The sequence below is a fragment of the Pseudoalteromonas sp. 1181_04 genome (assembly GCF_052850545.1).
Genome location: NZ_VXCS01000007.1, coordinates 160,011 through 182,568, shown reverse-complemented (window position 1 = coordinate 182,568; position 22,558 = coordinate 160,011). Strand labels below are relative to the sequence as shown.

Genomic DNA, 22,558 nt, shown 5'->3' with positions numbered 1-22,558 from the left:
CAGTCGCACTAGTGTGCGATTGCTTTAACTAAAATTACAACGGGTTTACCACTGAGAACCGTTTATCAGAAACACTCCAGTAACCCAGATCAGAGACGATTAAAATTTTATAATTGTTACCTCGGCCATTAAAGAGTGCAGGGTCTAAGTTAAACTCTCCTGTATTTGGCAGTTCTTCAGCGAACTGGTACCAGCGCCTATTATTCACGATATTTAAATCCACTTGTTGCTTATCGCCAATTCCGCGAGAGTCATCATGCAGAACATACATAGCAACGGTTTGTCCGTAGAGTTTATTGGCGTTCCAGGTTGTCGTTTTTTGCTGACCTACAGGGTAAATATCAAGGGCTTTAGGTGTGATAATAGTTGTAACCAATTTGTCTTTTAGTAAAAAGTGCTCTAAACCGTTATCAACAGTTTTACCTGAAGCAATACTAAAGAAACCATCAGATAGGCTCCAATAGCCTAAATCGCTGATGAGCATAAGTTTAAAGCGATTTGTGCCATTGGCCATAAAATGATAAGGGTCAATTTGGGCTGTTCCCGTGTTTTTTAAATTAGTTGCCGCTGGGTGCCAATCAATTTTCTTCAAATTATTAAAATCATCAAAGCTGTTAACTTTATAGTTGACGGTATGATTGACTAATACACTTATCGTATTGCCAATTAATCGTTTGCTATCCCATTCAATCGTAAATTCAGAGCCTATTTTTAGTTGGCTTGCATGTTTAGGGGCCGTGATCGAGCTAACTCGCTTTGTTTCACTTATCGCGTTGATATCTCTGGCAGGGCTAAATTGGTTCTTTGTGGAGTGTGATATATGGTTTTGCTTTTCGAGTTGTGCTAACCACTGTGTGTGTGGATTATTGTTTAGCTTATTAATAGTCGCTATTAATTCAAATGCCAAGGGAGAGTTTGATTTAGCATAAACAATGAGCTGCTGCATTTGCTGTGAAGTTAAAGTATTAAACATATTTGTTTTTATCACAAGATCTAACCATTGAACTTGCTGTTGCTTGCTTAGTTGTGTTACGTCAATATCAAATAATGCTGTTTTATTCAGTGTATTTTGTTCATATTGCGCCGTGTATTTTGCTAAGGTGATATCGTAATATTGGCTTGATTGTTGTGTACCATTGGCAAGCCATAGCTCTGCATTCTTTAAGGTTTGTGAGTACTTACGCAAACTTAAACCTAGCATGGTACTTTCATAACGCCCCTTCATGCATTTTTGATCACTTGTCGAACAATGTAGTAGCTGTTTATTTAAAAAGTTATTTGCTTGCAAATAATCACGTTCTTTTAGGTAATATTGATATTGCTCATATAGTACAGTACTAAGTTCATGTTCAAAGTTTGGGAGTAGCTGTTGATAGATAAACATGGCTTTATTCAGGGCTTGTTCTTGCGCAAGTTGTGCACCTGCTTGAGCATATAAATTTGCCGCAAAATGGTTTAATTTTGCGAGCTCACAATGTAGTGGGTGGTAGTTATTCGCAGCATTTTTTAATGTTGAGTCTAGTAACTTAATTGCTTGGTCTATTTGATTATCTTCTATCAGTAGGCTGCTTTTCATTAACGATTGCCATGCTTTTTGCGAGGCAGACGTTGCTGTCGTATTTTCATTCTCGAGAATTAATTGACGGCTGAGTATAGGGTGATTATCACGATGAGTAAAAATATGTATTAATAATTCCAGTTTTAGTTCGGATGCATCGCTATTTTGAAAAGCTATTTTGATCTGCTTTATGTCACCAGCTAAATAGCTATCTTTAGTAAGCCAACCAAGCAATTTAATGTTGCTGTTTTGAGGGTTTTGCTGCGATAGTTTTTGCCAAAGAATTCGTGCTTTTTGTTGTTGATTTAATTTAATTAAACTTTTAATTTTTAATATTTGCATGTCAATCGAACTATCGCACAACGCCAATATATCTAAAGCTGCTGTAAAATTTCCATGCAAGTATAAGCTTTGGGCAACGGTTAAGAGTACGCTTTGTTGGTTTTTTGGGCTTAATTGACTCTGCATTACTTGTTCAACACCAGCAAGTAACAAGGCCGATACCGACAGTTTTGCACCTTGCGGCGCTAGCGGTGTGCTGCTAATTAGTAAGTTTTGATAAAAGTTGAGCAGTTCATACTGTTGCTTTGCGGCTTGCTTTTGTTCATCTTGATAAAGAAATAAGCTAATACAGGCGACACCCAAAAAAGCGATAGTTGAGGTTATTAGAGCAGCAGTAAGAGGGGAGCGTCTTATAAACTTACCTAATATATATGTTTTTGAGTGTTTAAACCAAAGTAATGGACGATGCGCCAGATAAGCGGCGATATTTTGTTTTAATGTATCTGCTGATGCAAAGCGTTGCTGTGGTAGTGGCGCCAGTGATTTATTGATGATTTCTTGAAGCTCTGTACTAATAGGTTGTATAAGTAGTTTTTCTAAAATACGCCCAAGGCTATAGATATCAGCTTGGGTTGTTAAGCTTTCACCAGCCAGTTGCTCTGGGCTTGCAAACTCGTGACTAAGCGCTTTTATATATGCGTTATGTAATGGTATTTCATGATTCATGGAACTGGAACGCGCAACCCCAAAATCAACAAGTTTAGGTTCACCATTGTTATCTACTAGGATATTTGAAGGCTTTAAATCTGCATGGATCACCCTATTTTGGTGAGCATACTCAACGGCATCACATACTTTTTGAAATACCTCTAACCTTGCTTTTTGCGAAAGGTTTTTTGCGTAGTTAATTAATGTATCACCGGCTATATATTGAATGATGATGTAAGTGCCAATACTGCATTTACCGACATCTAATACGCTAGCTATATTGGGATGTGATAATTTGGCAAGATATTGCGCTTCTTGTAAAACATGTTTTTGTCCATGTAATTGTACAATGGATGGATAAAATAACTTAATCGCTACCTTTTGATTTAACTGGCCATCATTTCTAGTCGCCAAGTAAACTGCACCCATTCCCCCATAGCCAATTAATTGCTCTAACCTAAAGTGACTTATTTCGCCGCCTTGCAGTTGTAAAAGCTGATGATCATTAGTAAGTAAATTTAATTGGCCATGTAATAAGTCATTAAACAATGAGCTTTGATCATTACTTGTATGTGCATTTATTAATTGCTTCACTTCAATGATGAATTGTTCATCAGATAGTTGTAATTGCAGCAATCCTGAGGTTAAGTTGTTGGCATGGTGTGTAAGTAAGTGTTCAAAACACGAAAGCGCGTCTTTAAATTGATTCATTAATTATCTTAATTTGTTTGAATACGCACTTTTATAAACGCTTTAGCAGCATCTAATTCGCGATAAATAGTAGCAAGTGAGACCTTGAATTGTTTAGCTAGCACTTTAGTATCTAGGCCTAAAAAGTAATGTTGAGAGAATATTTGAGCTTTTTGCGGATGATTTTTTTCTAGATGATTTAGGGCGCTATCTAATGCTAAAAAATCCTCTTGGTGTTTTAGTTGATCGTTTTGTTGCTGGATTTTTTCTGCGTTAGGAGTGCGTTTGAGAGTTTGAAACTTGCGAATTTCATCGCGTAAAATATTACGGATAAATACACTTAAATAAGTATTAAATTGTGTTTGGTGATTAATGCTTTGTTGTGGCGGGATTAATTCAATAAGTGACTGATGTAGTAGCGATCCAGTATGCGGTAAGTGCTGCAATACATAGGTTGAATCGATTTCATTACGGTAACCTTCTAAATGTACATGACAAACTTGTTTCAGGTGGTAGTAAAGCCGAGCTTTAAGTTCATCAGCACTTTGCGGGCAACCATTTTGCCAGCCATTGATTAGATCTTCTAATGATGCCTGCATCGATCTTCCTTATTTCGATATTTCAATTAATAAGGTACATTTGCGGGACTTTAATTACAAGTGTTAACTTAATGTTCGTTAATCAATTCTCTCAGCTGTGAGGGAGTCGTCCCAGTCCAGCGTTTAAATGCGCGGCGAAAGTTAGTTAAGTCGCTAAAGTTAAGTTCGCCTGCTAGGGTTTCGTTACTTTGCGCTAAAGTGGCGATATTAAACACCGCGGTTTGGCGATTGATACAATCTTGCAAGGCGCTAAAACGAGTATGATGTTGTTTTAGTTTTCGCTTAAAAGTGGCGGGGCTCATAGCGAAATGCTGGGCAACTGTTTCGAGGTTTTGTTGTGGTTGAGCACTAATATGATTACGCACTAATTGCAGCCAAGGCGCAGCGGGTAAAGGGTGCTGCTTTATGGTTGCTAATGATTGCTGCAGCAGGCTCGGACAGCTATCTATTAAGTGTTTGTTATAAAGTTCATCACTAATACTGACCATAAATAATTGTTGTGAAAACTTGCAGTTGGCTTGTAGGTTAGTTTGATATTGCTCTATGTGTGAGGGCTGCGCATAGGGAAACGAAAAACATAAATCACTGTTATTACCTATTCGCCATTTACATGTTGCAGCGATAAAACTGGCAAATAATTCGCAGCAAAATTGTTCTACGGCTGCATTTATTGCCCCGAAGCTGAGGTTGATAATGAAGTAATGTCGGCCTTGATGGTATTTATGTTCGGCATTAAATAAGTTAAAGCCATGTAAAGGAGTGCGTGTGAGTAGTTTTTGCAGTGTGCGTAAACTTTCTGCTTGAGAAAATGCGCTATATAACGGATTGTGATTAAGTAGTTTTCGCCCTAGTAAAAAACTGAGTTGGTGTTGATTATCAAATTGACGACAGTTTTCTTGTAATCGATAAAATTGCTCAACACTGATCGAAGCCGTTCCAGCTGCAAAATCTTGATAAAATAATCGAGTCCCTTTGAGTAACTTATCAGGGTGTACCCCTCGGTGCTTGGCTAAATCCACTAATTGCGCCGCCCATGACTGTAAACCTTGATAAGGAGAGTCGATATAACTGCTGTTGCTAAGGTTTGCACTCACGCAGTATGTCCATGTAAGTTTTTGTTCGTTAGTAATTTTTGATGCAATTGACTGAGTAAACCAGAGGTCGAATCACGGTGCGTTGCAGCTACTAAACTGGTGTGTACTTTTTGTTTGTAGCTCACAGCTTTGTCGCTGCTATTAAACGAAAACGCTTCTAAAGCACTGACTAACGATACGCTTAGCTGCTCTGCGACAGCGAGTTCGGTATTGGGCAACATGACAATAAAGCAATCACTGGCGTAACGGCAGACTAAATCTTGTTCACGTACATTCAAGGTGATCACTTGAGCAAACTCTTGTAACAGCTTATCGCCTTCTGCATCACCAAATTGACGATTAAACCGATCAAACTGAGCAATATCTAACATCAGTAATGAAAATCCATGCAGGCTATGGTGGAGCAAATTTAGCTCGCGGCTGATCTGGCTTTTCATATAATCGGCGCTAGCTAGTCCGCTGATAGCATCACTGAGTTGATGCTCTCGATAAAAGCGCTCGCGATTACGTAATTGTTGATTAATGGTCATTTGCTCTTGGTGCCAATGATACAAAGCCATGGTCATTAAAATCATCCCAAATGGTGCAGGAATGGATTCAATAGTACTGAGCCATGCTTGTTCATTGCTGTAATATACAAATTCATCAATAAAATCGAGGGTCATCGATAGATTCATAATCGCAAGGCCTGAGAATAATAAGTTAGTTACTCGTCCCTTTGGCCTACTTAATAGAATAAAAAAGATCCACAGCAGGGTCATGGCAGTAATACCGCCTTCGCCACCTACATCAAACCAATCGATCTGGCTATGGCCTTTATAGTGACCGTAGCTAAGTGTCAGGGTTAATACGCTGGTTAACATCACCACTAAGATAAGCAGTAATGAGCGATGTAATTTTAAAAACGATAAATTCATTGTCAGCTCAATAGGTATATTTGATAGGCAGAATAAGCAAACAGCTTAAACACCACTAGGGTCAGATTAGCTCACAGTGATGACATATTTTTTACGTTGGCAACTTTTCAAACGGATTATTGTTGATTTTTGAATTAAAAAACCATAAAAACAGGGGGTCAAATCAGCTCATTTTGCCGTATTTAACTACTTAAAATGCCCTTACAATGGCTAATTATCAAGGACGTAACGGGTACTGACATATTTCTTTCATGATTGCCCCTTAGGGTGTTGCTGCGAGCCAAGCATGGCCAAGTAAACAATCAAAATCATTAGCAGCAACCAAGAGAACAATTATGAACCCTTTTATCAAATCGAGTATTGCATTAGCGTGTTGTGGTATTTTATATGCGACCCCAGCCTTAGCGGATGGTCGTGTGCAAGGTCGCATCACTGATGCCAGCCAAAGTGTGTATTTTGGCGGCGCGAAAGTATCGGTTAAAGAGTTAAACTTAAATACGGTAAGTAACCGCGATGGTTCTTTTTCATTTAATAAGTTGCCAGCGGGTGATTACACCCTAGTGGTTGATTACATTGGTGCCCCCTCGGTAGAACAAAAAATTACGGTGGTTGATTCACAAGTTTTTACACAACAAATTATAATTGGTGAGCAACAAGAAGCCATCGACAATATCATTGTTTATGGCCAAAGTGCTGGCCAAGCAGGCGCAATTAACCGCCAAAAAAACGCAACTAATTTAAAATCGGTAGTCAGTGCAGACTCGATTGGCCAGTTCCCTGATCAAAACGCAGCAGAAGCATTACAGCGTTTACCGGGTATTTTTATCGCTCGCGACCAAGGTGAAGGGCGATTTGTTGGTATTCGCGGTATTGATCCAAATTTAAACAACGTTACGGTTAATGGCTTAAATGTGCCGTCGCCTGAGGCCGGTGTTCGCTCTGTTGCGATGGATGTATTGCCAAGTGAACTAATTCAAAGTTTAGAAGTAAGTAAAACTGTTACCCCAGACATGGATGCCAGTGCTATTGGTGGCTCTATCGAAGTAAAAAGCTTAAGTGCCTTTGATAAAGCAGGTGAAAGCTATAGTTTTACTGCACAGGGCTCATATAACGAATTAGAGTCAAAAACTAGCCCGAAGCTTTCAGGTAGTTACACTAATGTTTATGAGCTTGATGGTGGTCTTGATCTAGGTGTAGCAACAGCTATTTCGTGGTTTAAGCGTGATTTTGGTTCACGTAATATGGAGACCGACGGTGGTTGGAGTGAATTTGATGTTAAAGATGCAGCAACTGGCGACAAGGTCTCATTATTTGGCGCTGAAGAAATTGAGCAACGCCAGTATCAAATTACCCGTGAGCGTTTAGGTGCAGCACTTAATTTAGATTTACACAGCGGCGCCACTGATAAATATTATTTACGCACACTATATAGTGACTTTTCTGATGATGAGTATCGCCAACGTAATGAGTATAAGTTTAGCGATGGCAAACTATTAGATAGCAACGAGAGCGGTGCAAACTTTAGTGGTGCAGAAATGGACCGCGATACCAAAGACCGTTATGAAGAACAAAGTATTCTTTCACTGGTACTTGGTGGTGAAAATCAATTAGATAATTGGTTTGTTGAATATAATGTTGGTTATTCTAAATCAGAAGAAAAAGAGCCAAACCGCTTAGATGTGACCTTTGCTGGTAAAGATATTGATATGGGCTACATTGCGCGCGTTGATACTCCATTATTAAGCCAATCGACTAATGCCCACGATTTAAGCCTGTTTGAGATGGATAAAATTGAAGCGGCCAATAACCTTAGTGAAGACGAAGAGCTTAGCTTTAAACTCGACTTCAGCCGTGATTTTGTGTGGCAAAATAATAATGGTGAATTTAAGTTTGGTTTTAAACATCAAAATCGCGAAAAGCGTAATGATGTAAAGGTTGCTATTTATGATGGCGACTTTTTAGATGCTCTTGGTAGCGACTTTGTCGCGCCTGCACCTGACTTTGATTTGGGAAGTTTTGGACCGGGCCTTGATCGCGGCGCGATTCAAGCCTTTGTGAGAAAAAATAAAGAGGCGTTTGCTTTCAATATTAATGAGTCACAAGTTGAATCTGATGGTCAAAGTTATGTAAGTAATGAAGATATTACCGCCGCTTATGCGATGGTTAGTATGGATATTGATAAGTTACATGTTGTCGCGGGCGTGCGTTATGAAGGTACTAAGTTTGAAACGCAAGGTAACCAAGTTGACTTAGTAGTCGATAAAGTCAGTGATACAGAAACGGTTACCACAACGCCTTGGCAAGTAAGTAAAGATTATGACTACTTTTTACCAAGCTTAAATTTACGCTATAACATCAGCGATAAACTAGTGACCCGTTTTGCTTATACCAATACTATCGCGCGGCCAACCTTTAGCGATTCGGCCGCTTACCAATTAATTGAAACTGAAACAGTTGAAGATGAAGGCGTAATGGTTACAGAGCGTAAAGCTGAAGTCGGTAATCCAGCTCTTGACCCTTATGAATCAATGAACTTAGACGCATCAATCGAATATTACCCAGGTTCCATTGGGGTGTTATCTGCTGGTGTTTTCTATAAAGACATCGACAACTTTATTATTCAACAAGAAGTACAAGATAACGGTGATTGGGATGGTTTTGACGAAGTAGTGCAAATGGTTAATGGCGGTAAAGCGTCATTAACGGGGATCGAGCTAAACTGGAACAAAACCTTTAAATCAGGATTTGTGCTTGGTGCAAACGGAACCTTTATTGATGCGGATGAAAAATTACCAAATCAAGCAGACACAGTGGCAAATATCATTGTGGGCTTTGAAAATCATGCTATTAGCACTCGTTTAAGCGCATCATATAAGAGTGAAAGTTTCCAGTTTGATGATGCTGATATGGCGGTTTATGAAGATAGCCACATGCAATTGGATTTCAGCAGTAAATATTACTTAAACGATAATATGAACGTGTATTTCAATGCCACCAACCTAACAGATGAGCCAATGTACCTGTATCACGGCGAAAAACGTTACAACTACCAGTACGAATCTTACGGTCGTACATTTGAGCTAGGTTTTACGTTTTCTTCTTTGTAAGGTGAACATATGAGCCTGCTTAACAGTAGGCTCATTGTTGAGGGTATTATGATTAATAAAACTATTTTGTATATTGCACTAACCGCATGTTTAGCAACGGTTGGTTGCACAGCTCAAAGTAACAAACAAAGCAGTACTGACGTCGCAAGTACCAGTAAAAAAGCCTCCGACAAGATTGAGTTTTTAGCTTTTGGTGATGGTGGTTATCATGTTGACTATCCAAAAACTAAACACATAACCAACCCTAAAAACAAGCAACAGTTTATAGCCGCAGAGCTTGCTGATTGGTTAGAAGATTATCGCCCTCGCGATGAATTTGACCATGCACCAATATATATTTATCCAGGCACTGAGATTGCTACAGAGCAAGGGGGCGCTCAGGCTGTGGGGATCGCAATGGCAAAATTGTGTGAAACAAAAGCGTGCCAATTTGCTATTCAGCTCGGTGATAACGTATACCCTGATGGTGCCGATGCTAATGATGGTAAAGACGACCAAAAACGTTTACACGACTTAGTGTATGCGCCGCTTGAGCCATTATTTAAAGCTGAGCCTAGTTTAGTGGTGTATTCCGCATTAGGTAATCATGATTGGAAAAGCTCGCGCAAAGGCGTAGCGGTACAAACGCAATGGATGGCAGAGCAAGCGAACTTTCACCTAGACGAAAAAGGCTACTATAGCTACAAAATGGGTGAGCCGGGTAACGATGTAGAGTTTTTTGTGCTCGACACTAATATGTTACTGGCAGGGCAAAGTTATTATGATGTGCCGCTAAACCCAGATGGCAGTGAAGCAGATGAGCAACAAGCAATACGTGATGGCCGCGCAGATCTTGAAGTACATGACCCCCATGAAGGGCCACAAAACGATGAAGACCTAGCTCAGCTTATATGGCTTAAACAAGGCATTGCAAACTCGACTGCTAAATGGAAACTGGTTTATGGGCATCATATTTTATGGTCAATTGGGGGCACTAAATATAGTGAAGGCCACGTACTGCGTAAATTACTAATGCCAACTCTATGCAAATATGCAGATGGTTATATTGCCGGCCACGAGCATGACTTAGAGTTACTAACCGATGATTGCTCAAAGTTTGATACCGGTAATAGCGTTGGCAAATTGCCGCTGATCATTTCTGGCGCTGCGTCTAAAATGCGTGGTAAACATACCCCGTTTGCACAGTTTCAAGAACGCCAATATCCTGAATATGATTTGCTTTGGTCAAAAAGCTTTGTATGGGGGTTTAGTCACATCAGTTTGGATAATCAAGCCAATAAGCTTGATGTGAGCTTTTATACCACGCCACGAGATTTAACGGGCAGTATTATTGATGAAGGTAGTTTTAGTTTTTCTAAACGCACTCGATAAACTTATATTTTGCATAAAAGCCAGTGTAACTACGCTGGTTTTTTGTTGTTTTAATGTGTTAAATTGTGCATTTTTTTGCATGTTTGTACATTTATTTACGGTTGCGTAAATATTTGTAAGTGGAGGTAATGCTTTGTAAATCATGGAATTATTGCTTTTGTTAATGGTCAAATTCAAACTATTAACAATAAGGAATTGATTACATGCGTGGCCCGTTATTTAAAACTGCACTAACAACCTCTTTACTTGCAACCCTAACTGCGTGCTCTGGCGATGACTCAAGCTCGAGTAAAAGTGGTTATATCCAATTATACAATGGCTCTTATAATAGCCCGTACACCCGTTTATTTATCGAAGATGCTGAACGCTCAGGCACTGATTTTGGTGGCGTTACCACTCGTCATAATTACAGTGCTAATAACTATGATGTGAGCTTTAAGTACCTTGATGCAAACGACAGTTATATAACGATCAGTGAAAAAGCAGTTTCGGTAAAAGACGACATGACCCAATTATGGGTGATGAATGGCGATTTTTCAGAGCCAACATTCAGTGAGTTAAGTTTACCAACCGGCAGTGATGAAGGGGCTATTAATTTAGGCTTCTTTAATATTGCCGGAGAAAATATTAGTTTTGATGTGTATTTAGCAAATGATGATGGCTTATTTGAAACCGCTGAGTTAATTGCATCACCACGGTATTTAAACGAACTGGCACTGCAAAGCTTTGATGAAGGATATTACACACTGTATTTAACTCAAAGCGGCAGTACTGATGTGCTATTTGAGTCTGCTTCGATTTACCTAAATGATGATGCCAGTTATGTTGCGATGATCAGATCAAGTTACGCCACTGAAGAACATGGTATTACGCTAGATCTCGTTACTTCAAGCAATACCGTAACCACGCTCAAACATCAAAATGCCCAAGGGCAATTGCGTTTTATCAATACTATTGATGATTACCCGCAAACTAGCTTTAGTGCAACGCGGGGGAGCGCAAGCAGCACTTCGCAAGTAACCGCTAATGACAGCTACTCAAACTACATTGAGCTTGCTCCAAACAGTTACAGTATTGCTATGTTAGATGAACAAGGAAATGCAATTGTTGATAACTTTTTACTAACCCTTGAGCGCGAGCAAAGTAATGTTGGTGTTTTTTATAAAGATAAAGATTACGGCCCGCGAATGATGACAGTAAAAGAAACCTTAACGCCAAGTAGCTACAGTCATAAGGTGACAGTCGTTAACTTAATTGATAGTTACGCGGGGCAAAATATTACTGACGTTGATGTGGTATTTACCCTCAATGGTGAAACCGTAGATGATGCTAAAAATATTATTGATGGCATCGATCAGTATGATCAAGAAGATCAGGTTGTCGATAATGAAATTTACACCACTTATGTGCTTTATGAAGATAATGGCCAGCAAATTGTACTCATGCAACAAGGCGATATGGACTTTAGCCAAGAAGGTAACTACATATTAATTCTTGAGCATGATGAAACAACCAGCACTGGCTATAAAATGACGCTAGAGCGAACGGTTACTGATTCGGTAGAGTAATCTTACTTTAATTTCAGCCTCGTAATAGCGAGGCTGAGATTTTTGGGTATATTTTCAATACACTTTACGTTATAAGGGAATATTAAAAGCAGTCAAGGATTGAAAAATGGACGATGTTTTAGGGCTCATAGTCATTTTATCGTTAGTTGTAGTCGCAGGCTCTATTGCCGGTTTTATTGCTTTAACGCAAATAAGTACGTTAAAGCAAGATATTGCGATGTTAAAAAAACAACTGCGTGGAGTCATGGTAGACAATACCGGGCAGCATCAAGTGTCGCTAGACATTGCTGCTAATATAACTGAGCCGCAAGTAGATCATCCGTTTACGCTAGAACAATCATCCCAAGCTGAGGCAACTTTACATCAGCAACCATCGGTAAAAAAATACGTAAACACCGCACCGACTATAATAACAACTTCTCGCCCGAAACAAGCTTCTCCCTCAGTTATTGATATTTTCTTTAGTAAATTAAAAACACAGTTCCAAGAAAATTGGATGACCTGGATTGGCGGCGTCGCGCTGGCCTTTGGTGGTATATTTTTAGCAAAATACAGTCTTGATGCCGGCTTATTATCACCAAGCTTACGACTCACCTTAGGGGGCTTATTTGGTGTCGCATTAATTGCCGGTGCCGAGTATTTACATAGAAAAGGTATTGTCTTCGAAGGCTTTAATAATTACGTGCCTGCAGCACTTGCAGGTGGCGGGTTTATTAGCTGCTTTGCATTAACGTTATTAGCTTATTCAAGCTATGCCATGTTAAGCCCAACAGTGGCGTTTGTGATGCTGGCAGTAATTGCACTGGCCGCAAGCTCTATGGCGCTGCGTTTAGGGCCTTTATTGGCCGTGCTTGGCATAGTTGGCGCTTACAGCGTGCCGATTTGGGTTAATACTGGCAGTGGTAATTTAGCTGCTTTACTGATGTACATTGGCTTTATCACTTTTGCTGCGGTATTAGTGGCGCAAAAGGTAAAACGTAATTGGCTGTGGTATTTACTATGGGCTGGGCATATTGGCTGGTATTGGGTGGCACTGAGTGTAATCAATACGCAGCAATATTGGATTGTTGGTGGTTTTGCACTGCTCTCTATTATTGGTTTAATTGCCATAGCTCGATTAGGTTTAACTTTGCGTTTATTAGAATATCGCCCACATAGTTTACAGCGATTATTAAAATTACAGCCGGATCATCCGTTATTGTTAGCGATAGTAATTCCTTTATTGCTGGCGATAATGACAGAGGCGGTGAGCTTACAATGGCAAATAGTGATGGTGTGTTTAATCGTCATGCTGTTATTTTTAGTGCTGCAAAATAGTCGTTGGGATCTTTGGCAAGGTGTGGCGTTAGTGGTTGCGATGTTATTAGTCCTTAGCCAACAACGTTATAGTGTCGATAGCAATGATCATTTGTTTGTATTTAGGGAAATGTATGGCGTAGGGTTATTACTCGCGGTTGGGCTTTGTCTATACGGGCTTTATTTTGGCGCGCGTTACTATAAACGTTTAACGTTTCATTTAGTGGCTGCGTTTAGTGTGTTTACCTTGATTGCAACGCTCTATACCATAACACCCGAGCAAGGCTTAGGCGTTGCGTATCCGCTATGGACTGTATTGTTGCTAGTAACTAGTGGTGTATTAATTAAACGCGCACAAACAGCTCACACTCAATGGCAGCAGTTTAGTTATTGGGTTGGCGCTAATGCTAATATAACTCTTTGTTTAACTATGTTATTAGCCGATAGCGGGTTAACTCTCGCACTGGCTGCTCAAGTGTTGGTTATTAGCTATCTGGTGAAACGCCATGATGTGCCTATGCCGCATTGGCCTATTAAAGTGCTGGTGGCTGTGGTGCTGGCAAGGCTAACCTTTGCACCGTGGACGGCACATTATTTTGATCTAACCATATTTTCAATGCATTGGAGCGCAATTGTGTATCCATCAGCGGTTGGGTTATTTTGGTTTGCCGCAAAACAGTGGCAACAAACAGATATGAAAATTTGGCTCGAAGGGGCTGCATTACATTGCTTAGCATTATTTATCACCACCGAGACCAGCTATCAACTAGTCGGGCATTATCCACAGCTTACTTCTTTAAGCTTTTATGAGCAGGTATTACTCAGTTGTAATTGGTTAGCACTTGGCTGCGTTTATTTGCATCGGTCACACAGCGCAGGGCAACTGGGTAAACTTTATCGCATTGCAGGGCTTGCACTTGCGGGACTCGCTGGCTTGTTGTTGATAAGTACAGCATTATATGAAAATCCACTATTTATACGCCTTTACGTTGGTGAAATGCCATTATTTAATTGGCTGTTATTAACCTGGCTCGTACCAAGTATTCTTGCACTGTGGTTGGCTAAATTAGTTAAACCACTTAATGCTAAGTTTAGCCAAATAGTACTGGGTGTATCAGGGTTATTAGCAGTGTTAGCTATTAACACATTGATCCGCCAATATTGGCAAGGCGGGTTCATTTATCTTGATAAAGCGACCAGTGACGCCGAGCTATACAGCTATTCGATCATTTGGTTATTGCTTGGCGCGTTGGTGGTCATTACCGGGCATTTAAAACAACAGTTGCTACTACAAAAAGTCGGCTTAGGCATTCTCGGCGCGGTTATCGTGAAGGTATTCTTAATTGATATGGCAAGCCTAACCGGCTTGCTCAAAGCTGTATCATTTATTGGTTTAGGCCTGTCGCTCGTTGGCCTAAGCTGGCTGTTTCAAAAGCTCAGGAGTAAAGCACCAGCGGGGTAATTTAACTCAAGCAGTACACCCAATAAGATTGTTGGGTGTACTTAGTTATGTTGTTTAACGCCAATCTGTTCTAATCTTTTGCCTAGCGCCTTTCCCTTCACGTACTATGGTTTAGCAGTGCTTTTAATTTCCCTGGCTTGATTGGTTTAGACAAATAATGAATATCAGCGGCTTTAGTCGCTTGTTTTAGCTCTACGTCGCGTACTGCGGTGATTAAAATTGCCGGCACATTGGTTTGCCAAATTTCCCGCAGGGCTTTAATTAATGTAATACCATCGTGTTCATGGCCTAACTGATAATCCATTAATATTACATCCGGTGCGCTGTGTTCATTTGCGTATGCGAGTACGCCTTCAACTTGATCAAACAACTGATAATTAGCTTGCCACTTTTGTAATAAACTGGCCATGGCGTTTAGGTTTTCAGGGTCGTCATCAACGGCAACGATATTCATTGCAGAGCGCTCTTCAAACAAGCTATTGGTAACGTGTTTTTGCTGAACAAATTGGCTTTCGCCATAAGGGACTTCAATACTAAAGCAGCTACCTCTTTGCGGGGTTGAGCGCACATCTAAGCGAATCGACAGTAAATCTACCATACGCTTTACTACGCTAAGGCCAAGGCCAACGCCTTTATTGTCAGAGGCCTCTACGCGGTAGAAGTCGTTAAATATTTTTGCTTGCTCTACCTCGCTAATGCCAGGGCCGGTGTCCCACACTTCAATGCGCAGGTGATGTTTGCGTTTACGACAGGCTACTAATACTTTGCCCGTATTGGTGTATTTAACTGCATTTGATACTAAGTTCTGCACAATTCGCCGTAGATAGGTGATATCACTGTGGACAATATGCTGTCCGCTGCGCACTGTGAGCTTGAGGCCTTTTTCGCTTGTTAAAATGGCGTATTCATTGCGCAGTGGTGCGAGGATATCATCAATACTAAAATGGCGAGGGGTGGGGGTCATCGCACCTTGTTCAAGTTTGGCAATTTCTAATAGGGCTGACATTAAATGCACTGTTGAATCGAGGCTGGCACCGAGCTTTTCGAAGTTATTGATATTATTATCAGCGAGGGATTTTTCATCTATCGCAGCAAGGTATAAACGGGCGGCGTTGAGCGGTTGCAAAATATCGTGACTTGCTAAAGCTAAAAAGCGGGTTTTACTGTCATTGGCTTGCTCTGCTTCTCGTTTTGCTAAAGTGAGTGCTTGCTCTGTTTGTACGCGGCTTTCTATTTGTGCTTCGAGATCTTTATTGATAGTTCGAATTTCTTGGGTACGCGCTTCAATACGATTTTCCAAATCCATATTCACTTCTTCAAGTGCATTTTGTGTGGCAATGTGAGTGGTAATATCTGAAAAGCTAGTAACAAAGCCGCCATCAGGCAGTGGGTTACCGATCATTTCGTACACTAGGCCGTTACGACGGTGACGGATAAAGTGATGCGAACTACCATTTTTTAAATGTTGCACGCGCTTTTCTACTTGGCGTTCTATTTCACCAGGGCCACATTCGCCGCGCTCGGCATTGTAACGAATAATTTGCTCAATCGGTTGACCTACTTCTAAAAATCCTTCGGGGTAATTAAACATTTCTGCGTAGCGCTTATTCCACGCAACAAGATTAAGCTCTTTATCAACAACTGAAATACCATGACTGAGATTCTCTAAAGAGGTGAACAACAGGTTTTGGTTAAACTGTAGTGCTTGCGTTGTTTCATCAAAAAAGTTAACCACTTCTTCAAATGCCATACGCTTGCCCGATGCTACCGTGTGGATCAAAGCTTGCGCTGAAGAGGCGCCTAATACACCAGTCAAGGCGCGTTCGCAGTAAGCTATAAACTCAGGGTCGGGGTGAGTGTTATTGTCTCCGAGTTGGTGAGTTAGTGAAAAATGCGTCAATACTTGTTGGCTACGCTGGACTCCTAAAAAGGTTTGTAACAGTACTTTAAAATCGTATACCGTGGCTTTCACGTTTTTGTTTAAACGTCTTGCAAGTACTGCTTGCTCCTTGGGATTAACGAATGCTGCAGCTTGAATTTTATCAATTAACCGCTCATCAGCTCCCAGTGAAAAACTAATATAACAGCCAATATTGGCAAATAAAGCGATCAGTGTGCCGCGGGTAATAAGGGTTTGTTGTAGTTCGGTGTCAAGTGTATTACCTGCATCTAAAATAGGTAACATTAAAAATAATATCCAACAAATCAACCCCGCTAATAAACCAGCATAAACACCGTAGGCATGGCCTTTGCGCCAGTATAGGCCGCCCACAATGGCCGGTAATAATTGCGTTACCAAAGAAAATGCCACTAATCCCATGCTGGCAAGTGCTTTGCCGTGACCAAACCATTGCTGATAAAAATACGATAAGATCAAAATACCGGCGATGGTAAAACGTCTTACCAGTAATATTTGTGGCTTATAACTGCTGGTGATCAGGTTGCGTTTGAATTTACGTCGCAGCATCAGCGGTAATACCACATCATTTGAGATCATAGTACTTAGGGTCAAAGTGGCAACCACAATCATCGCAGTCGCCGCAGATATTCCGCCAATAAACACAAACGTGGTAAGCAATGCATTGTCATTCATTAATGGCAGTGCCAATACAAAACTATCAGGAGAGAAGCTATTGCCGATCTGTGGATGAATAGCTGCGGTGGCTATTGGTAAAATCATTGCTGCCGTCAGCAGTAAATACAGTGGAAATGCCCAACGAGCGGTAAATAGGTGACGTTTGTCTTGGTTATCAACCACAGTAACGTGAAATTGTCGTGGCAAACAGATGATTGCAGCAGCGGCCATCAGTGATTGGCCAATAAAGTTAAAGCTTAAAAAGTTAAAATTATTCCAATGTTGCCATAAAGATTCTTTTATTTGTCCTTCATTAGCAGTGGGTAAATTATACAAAGTGTACACCGCCAAAGCCGCCACTGCTACTAATGCCAGTAGTTTTATCATTGATTCAAATGCGACTGCGAGCATTAATCCTGAACGGTATTCGGTTACATCAACTTTACGGGTGCCAAAAAATATTGCGAACATTGCCATGATCAGGGTGGCAGAAAGCGCGACCATTGAACCCGATATTTTATTGTCACTTTGTAGTAGTAAGAAGCTGTTGCTCAGTGCCTTTAACTGTAAGGCGATATAAGGAATAGTTGCTAGTAGCGCAATCATAGTCACCATAATGGCGGTGGTTTGACGCTTACCATAACGGGCAGAGATAAAATCGGCTATGGTGGTGATATTTTGTTTTTTACTCACTAGTACCAGTTTGCGCAAAAATCCTTGTCCGAAAAAAAACAACAGTGCAGGACCAAGTAGAATGGGTAAATAACTCCAACTGCTGGTAGCTGCAGTACCAACAGAGCCGTAATAAGTCCACGAAGTACAGTAAATACCCAGCGAAAAGGAGTAAACAAAAGGGTGATGGCTAATTCGTTTTGCCAGCGGTGTGGTTTTATCGCCCCAGTTTGCTAGCCAAAACAATATGCCAATGTACGCTAAAGCGACAAAAATTAGTGCAGCAGTCATGTTTTTATTCAATTTTTATTATGTTATTGCACACCATACCAGAAGTTTTCACTATTTTGAGCTGTCAATTTTTGTGAGTATTCTGAAAATAAACATATTTATTTGATATATATGAGAAATTTAATGTTTTATTGATGTATTAGACTAATGTCGCAAGTGTGCAATATAACCTGGATGAATAGTTAAAATCACCGAGTGGAAAGACTTAACATTATGATAGAAAACGTTTTTTACTTTTTTGTAACAAGCGCTTCAGTACAGTTTACGTAAACGTTAACTTGTTGTTACGACTATGGTCTCAATTCAATATTGTTCAGGCATTGCTAAGTTTATAGCCGAGAATAAATCGAACACATCACTTTTTACAGATGTTAAAGAGGAAATAAAAAATGGCTTTTAAAGATGAAGAACAAGCAAAAGCTTATTGGGCGGAAAACATTTCACTGCTGTTTAAATTATTAGCAGTTTGGTTTGTCGTGTCGTTTGGCTTTGGCATATTACTGGTTGATGTACTTAATGAAGTGCGTTTCTTTGGGTTTAAACTTGGCTTCTGGTTCTCCCAGCAAGGCGCGATTTATACCTTTGTGGCTTTGATTTTTGTGTACGTTTTCAAAATGAATACGTTAGATAAAAAATACGGCGTAGACGAATAGGAGCTAAGCAATGGATGTTCAAACACTCACGTTTATAATTGTCGGGTTGAGCTTCGCGCTTTATATCGGCATTGCAATTTGGGCCCGAGCAGGCTCAACAAAAGAGTTTTATGTAGCAGGTGGTGGTGTTCCGCCTCTGGCTAATGGTATGGCAACAGCCGCTGACTGGATGAGTGCTGCGTCATTTATCTCAATGGCGGGTATCATCTCTTTTGCAGGGTATGATGGCGGCGTTTACTTAATGGGGTGGACCGGTGGTTATGTACTACTTGCTATGTGTTTAGCACCTTACTTACGTAAATTCGGCAAGTTTACTGTGCCAGACTTTATCGGCGACCGTTACTATTCACGCACCGCGCGTTTAGTGGCAATCTTATGTGCCATCTTCATTTGTTTTACGTACATTGCAGGGCAAATGCGTGGTGTAGGCGTTGTATTCTCACGTTTCTTAGAAGTTGAAATTGAAACTGGCGTTTACATTGGTATGGTTATTGTCTTCTTCTATGCGGTACTCGGTGGTATGAAGGGCATTACTTATACCCAAGTAGCACAGTACTGTGTACTGGTATTTGCTTACCTTGTTCCTGCCATCTTTATCTCTATGATGATGACGGGTCACTTCTTCCCACAAACAGGCTTTGGCGCGACATTAATTGGCAGCGATGGTGTATACGTACTTGATAAACTGGACGGTTTAAGTGCTGAACTTGGCTTTGCACAATACACTGAAGGCTCTAAGAGCATGATTGATGTGTTTGCTATTACTGGTGCCTTAATGGTTGGTACTGCCGGTCTTCCTCATGTAATCGTACGCTTTTTCACTGTACCTCGCGTTAAAGATACGCGTATTTCAGCGGCATGGACTTTAGTATTCATTGCGATAGTTTACACAACAGCACCAGCGGTTGCAGCATTTGCCCGTGTTAACATGATTGATACCATAAATGGTAAAGACGGAAGTGGTACTGAATACGCTGAAGCACCAGTATGGGTAAAAAATTGGGAAAGAACGGGCTTAATCACTTTTAATGATAAAAACGGTGATGGCAAAATGTTCTACACAGCAGGTAAAATTGATGATCCAAACAGCGCTAACGAAGTTAACGTTGACCGCGACATCATGGTACTTGCTAACCCTGAAATTGCTAACTTACCAGCATGGGTCGTGGCACTTGTGGCCGCCGGTGGTATTGCTGCGGCACTATCAACAACCGCAGGCTTATTATTAGTTATTTCGACTTCGGTATCGCATGATTTACTTAAGCGGACCTTAAAACCAGACATTAGCGATAAACAAGAGTTACTCGCAGCGAGGTTGGCTGCCATGGTTGCGATTGTTATCTCCGCTTACTTTGGTATTAATCCGCCTGGATTCGTGGCGTCGGTGGTGGCATTTGCATTCGGCTTGGCCGCAGCAAGTTTCTTCCCGGCGATCATTATGGGTATCTTCTCTAAGAAGATGAATAAAGAAGGTGCGGTTCTAGGTATGGTTACAGGTATTACCTTTACTGCGGCATATATCATCTTCTTCAAGTTCATCAGCCCAGAACTGAATAGCCCTGAGCATTGGTTCTTAGGTATTTCACCAGAAGGTATTGGTCTAGTTGGTATGCTTATTAACTTTGCAGTTGCTGCAATCGTGGTTAAGTTTACCGCTGATACACCGCTTGAAATTCAAGAAATGGTTGAAGGCATTCGTAATCCTAAAGGGTCTAGTGAAGCTCACGCTCACTAACAACGCTGATACTCTATTAATTAATATTGATAGATCCAAAAGCCCGACTTAAGTCGGGCTTTTTATTTATCGTTGATAGCAGTACAGTGATTGTACGATTGTTTTTTGCGAGTAGACAAATGAATAATGAGCAACAGGAAGTCGCCCAGTTTGTGCTAGCACAAATGCCATTTAGCGACCTTGATAGCAGCGCAACAGATTACTTTATAAAACATCTCGATGTTATTTATCTAACCCGTGAAAACCAAACGCAATGGCTGCAATCAGCCTCACCTAAGCTGTTTTTAATTCGCTCTGGTTTGTATGACTTAGTGGATGCAAAAGGCGATGTGATCACTCGTTTAGCACAAGGCGATTATTTTGGCTTTCCTTCACTGCTGACCGGCGAGGCAATTCAAAACCGTTTAGAAGTGCAAAAAGAGGGCATAGTTTATATGCTCAACCAAGATGCTTTCGACTACTTACGCCGTGAATATAAAACGTTTGAGCAGTATTTTGTTCGCGCGCATGCAAATCGGCTGCTTTCTTCACATTATAAAAGCCAAAACGATAGTTGGTCTGAACGTAAGATATCTGAACTGATGTCACGTAAAGCGGTCACTTTGTCGCCTGATGCAAGTATTCGCCAAGCAGCTAAAAAAATGAAAGAGCACGGCGTTTCGTCGATTATGGTGACAGAATTTGAACGCTTGGTTGGTGTGGTTACAGATCGCGATTTACGCAACCGGGTATTAGCCGATGAAATCGATCCCAAACAAGCGGTTAGCACTATCATGAGTGTCAAACCCAAGTTTATTTTTGAAAATAACCGTGTTTTTTCAGCGCTGCATTTAATGCTCAAACATAATATTCACCATTTACCAGTGTTGGATGAACACCATAAAGCGTTGGGCATGATCACCAGCACTGACTTATTACGTCAGCAAAAGAGCGATCCCGTTCAATTGATTGGCCGTATTTATAAAGCTCGCAGTGTCGCCGATTTAAAGCGTTATGCGGCAGAAGTACCAGAATTACTGCGTAGTTTTTCTCATAATATTGATGATATATCTTTAATAGGTAAATTACTCAGTGGCTTAACTGATGCGTTAACCTCACGACTAATATATTTATTCCAAGAAGAGTGCGGTGCCGCTCCTACTAGCTTTAGTTTTATTTGTTTTGGCTCTCAAGCGCGTGAAGAGCAAACCTTACATTCTGATCAAGATAACGGCTTATTACTACCTGATGACTTAAGCGAGCAACATCAAGATTACTATCGCCGCATGGGGGAGTTTGTTTGCGAACAGTTGGTTGAGTGCGGTATTAAACGCTGCCCAGGTAATATTATGGCAAGCAGCGAATTATGCAGAATGAGTATATCGGATTGGTGTGAGCGCTTTTTTAACTGGATCAAAAGCCCGACACCTGAAGCAATGCTCAACTGTAAAATATTTTTTGATTTACGTTTTATTGAAGGCTCAACGGCACTTTACACTGCATTTTGTGAGCAACTAACCCGAATTTCTCGCAACGAATTATTTTACGCCGCAATGGCAACGGATATTAAATCGAATTCTGTGCCGATAGGGTTATTTAATCAATTCAAGTTAGAAAAAGATGCTAAGCAACATAGATACATTGATTTGAAAAAGCGTGGTGTGGTTATCATCAATGACATTGTGCGCTTGTATGCGTTAAAAGCAGGCATACGCCGAGCAAACACCCAAGAGCGCTTAGATGCATTGCTGAAACACTCATTGTTAAGTAATCACGATGTATATAATTTGAAAGACTGCTGGCGATTTTTAACTCAATTACGTTTACGTACACAAATAAATGAAGAAGGACTACCGAGTAACTGTATTAATCCAGATAGGTTAAACTCGCTAGAGCGCCATCAATTAAAAGAAGCGTTTTATTTACTCAAGCTCGCACAACAAGCTGCGGCATTTAAGTTTGCTCGTGGAAGTTTATAAATATGTGTTTTGCTATGAATAA

General features: G+C 40.6%; 12 protein-coding genes. 7 read left to right on the top strand and 5 right to left on the bottom strand.

Going from position 1 to position 22,558, the window contains the following annotated elements:
• Positions 1 to 34: 34 nt before the first annotated feature.
• The 4 genes from FW757_RS07815 to FW757_RS07800 all read right to left on the bottom strand — a co-directional run bounded on the left by FW757_RS07815 (position 35) and on the right by FW757_RS07800 (position 5,848).
• A complete protein-coding gene (locus tag FW757_RS07815; protein WP_446441070.1) occupies positions 35 to 3,259 on the bottom strand; it encodes a serine/threonine-protein kinase in 3,225 nt (1,074 codons plus the stop codon).
• A gap of 8 nt (positions 3,260 to 3,267) precedes the next feature.
• A complete protein-coding gene (locus FW757_RS07810; RefSeq protein WP_145235307.1) occupies positions 3,268 to 3,837 on the bottom strand; it encodes a sigma-70 family RNA polymerase sigma factor in 570 nt (189 codons plus the stop codon).
• A gap of 68 nt (positions 3,838 to 3,905) precedes the next feature.
• Positions 3,906 to 4,931 carry an AraC family transcriptional regulator gene (locus FW757_RS07805; protein ID WP_446441069.1) on the bottom strand — a complete coding sequence of 342 codons (1,026 nt, stop codon included), beginning with the start codon at positions 4,929 to 4,931 and terminating at the stop codon, positions 3,906 to 3,908.
• The gene (locus tag FW757_RS07800; RefSeq protein ID WP_182731521.1) at positions 4,928 to 5,848 is read right to left on the bottom strand and encodes a GGDEF domain-containing protein; all 921 of its coding nucleotides are present in this window, start codon (positions 5,846 to 5,848) and stop codon (positions 4,928 to 4,930) included. Before FW757_RS07800 ends, FW757_RS07805 begins: the two co-directional genes overlap by 4 nt.
• A gap of 335 nt (positions 5,849 to 6,183) precedes the next feature.
• Between FW757_RS07800 and FW757_RS07795 the strand changes: the two genes are divergently transcribed.
• The 4 genes from FW757_RS07795 (at position 6,184) to FW757_RS07780 (ending at position 14,652) form a co-directional block, all read left to right on the top strand.
• Complete coding sequence (locus FW757_RS07795; RefSeq protein WP_446441068.1) at positions 6,184 to 8,955, top strand: TonB-dependent receptor; 2,772 nt, start codon at positions 6,184 to 6,186, stop codon at positions 8,953 to 8,955.
• Between the two features lie 48 nt (positions 8,956 to 9,003).
• Positions 9,004 to 10,326 carry a metallophosphoesterase gene (locus tag FW757_RS07790; RefSeq protein ID WP_446441076.1) on the top strand — a complete coding sequence of 441 codons (1,323 nt, stop codon included), beginning with the start codon at positions 9,004 to 9,006 and terminating at the stop codon, positions 10,324 to 10,326.
• Positions 10,327 to 10,529: 203 nt separating this feature from the next.
• Positions 10,530 to 11,894 carry a hypothetical protein gene (locus FW757_RS07785; protein WP_182739729.1) on the top strand — a complete coding sequence of 455 codons (1,365 nt, stop codon included), beginning with the start codon at positions 10,530 to 10,532 and terminating at the stop codon, positions 11,892 to 11,894.
• A 106-nt stretch (positions 11,895 to 12,000) separates the two neighbouring features.
• A complete protein-coding gene (locus FW757_RS07780) occupies positions 12,001 to 14,652 on the top strand; it encodes a DUF2339 domain-containing protein (RefSeq protein WP_182761380.1) in 2,652 nt (883 codons plus the stop codon).
• A 97-nt stretch (positions 14,653 to 14,749) separates the two neighbouring features.
• Here the strand turns inward: FW757_RS07780 and FW757_RS07775 are convergent, their stop codons facing one another.
• Positions 14,750 to 18,190 carry a PAS domain-containing hybrid sensor histidine kinase/response regulator gene (locus FW757_RS07775; RefSeq protein WP_446441067.1) on the bottom strand — a complete coding sequence of 1,147 codons (3,441 nt, stop codon included), beginning with the start codon at positions 18,188 to 18,190 and terminating at the stop codon, positions 14,750 to 14,752.
• 389 nt (positions 18,191 to 18,579) lie between these two features.
• Between FW757_RS07775 and FW757_RS07770 the strand changes: the two genes are divergently transcribed.
• From FW757_RS07770 to FW757_RS07760, 3 genes are all read left to right on the top strand, one after another.
• Positions 18,580 to 18,843, top strand: a complete 264-nt coding sequence (locus tag FW757_RS07770) for a DUF4212 domain-containing protein (protein ID WP_004586074.1) — start codon at positions 18,580 to 18,582, stop codon at positions 18,841 to 18,843.
• A 10-nt stretch (positions 18,844 to 18,853) separates the two neighbouring features.
• Positions 18,854 to 20,578 (top strand): sodium:solute symporter family protein, encoded by a 1,725-nt coding sequence (locus tag FW757_RS07765; RefSeq protein ID WP_149982128.1) that lies wholly within the window; start codon positions 18,854 to 18,856, stop codon positions 20,576 to 20,578.
• 119 nt (positions 20,579 to 20,697) lie between these two features.
• Positions 20,698 to 22,536: a DUF294 nucleotidyltransferase-like domain-containing protein gene (locus FW757_RS07760; RefSeq protein ID WP_182830458.1), complete on the top strand. Its 1,839-nt coding sequence runs from the start codon at positions 20,698 to 20,700 to the stop codon at positions 22,534 to 22,536.
• Positions 22,537 to 22,558 lie beyond the last annotated feature (22 nt).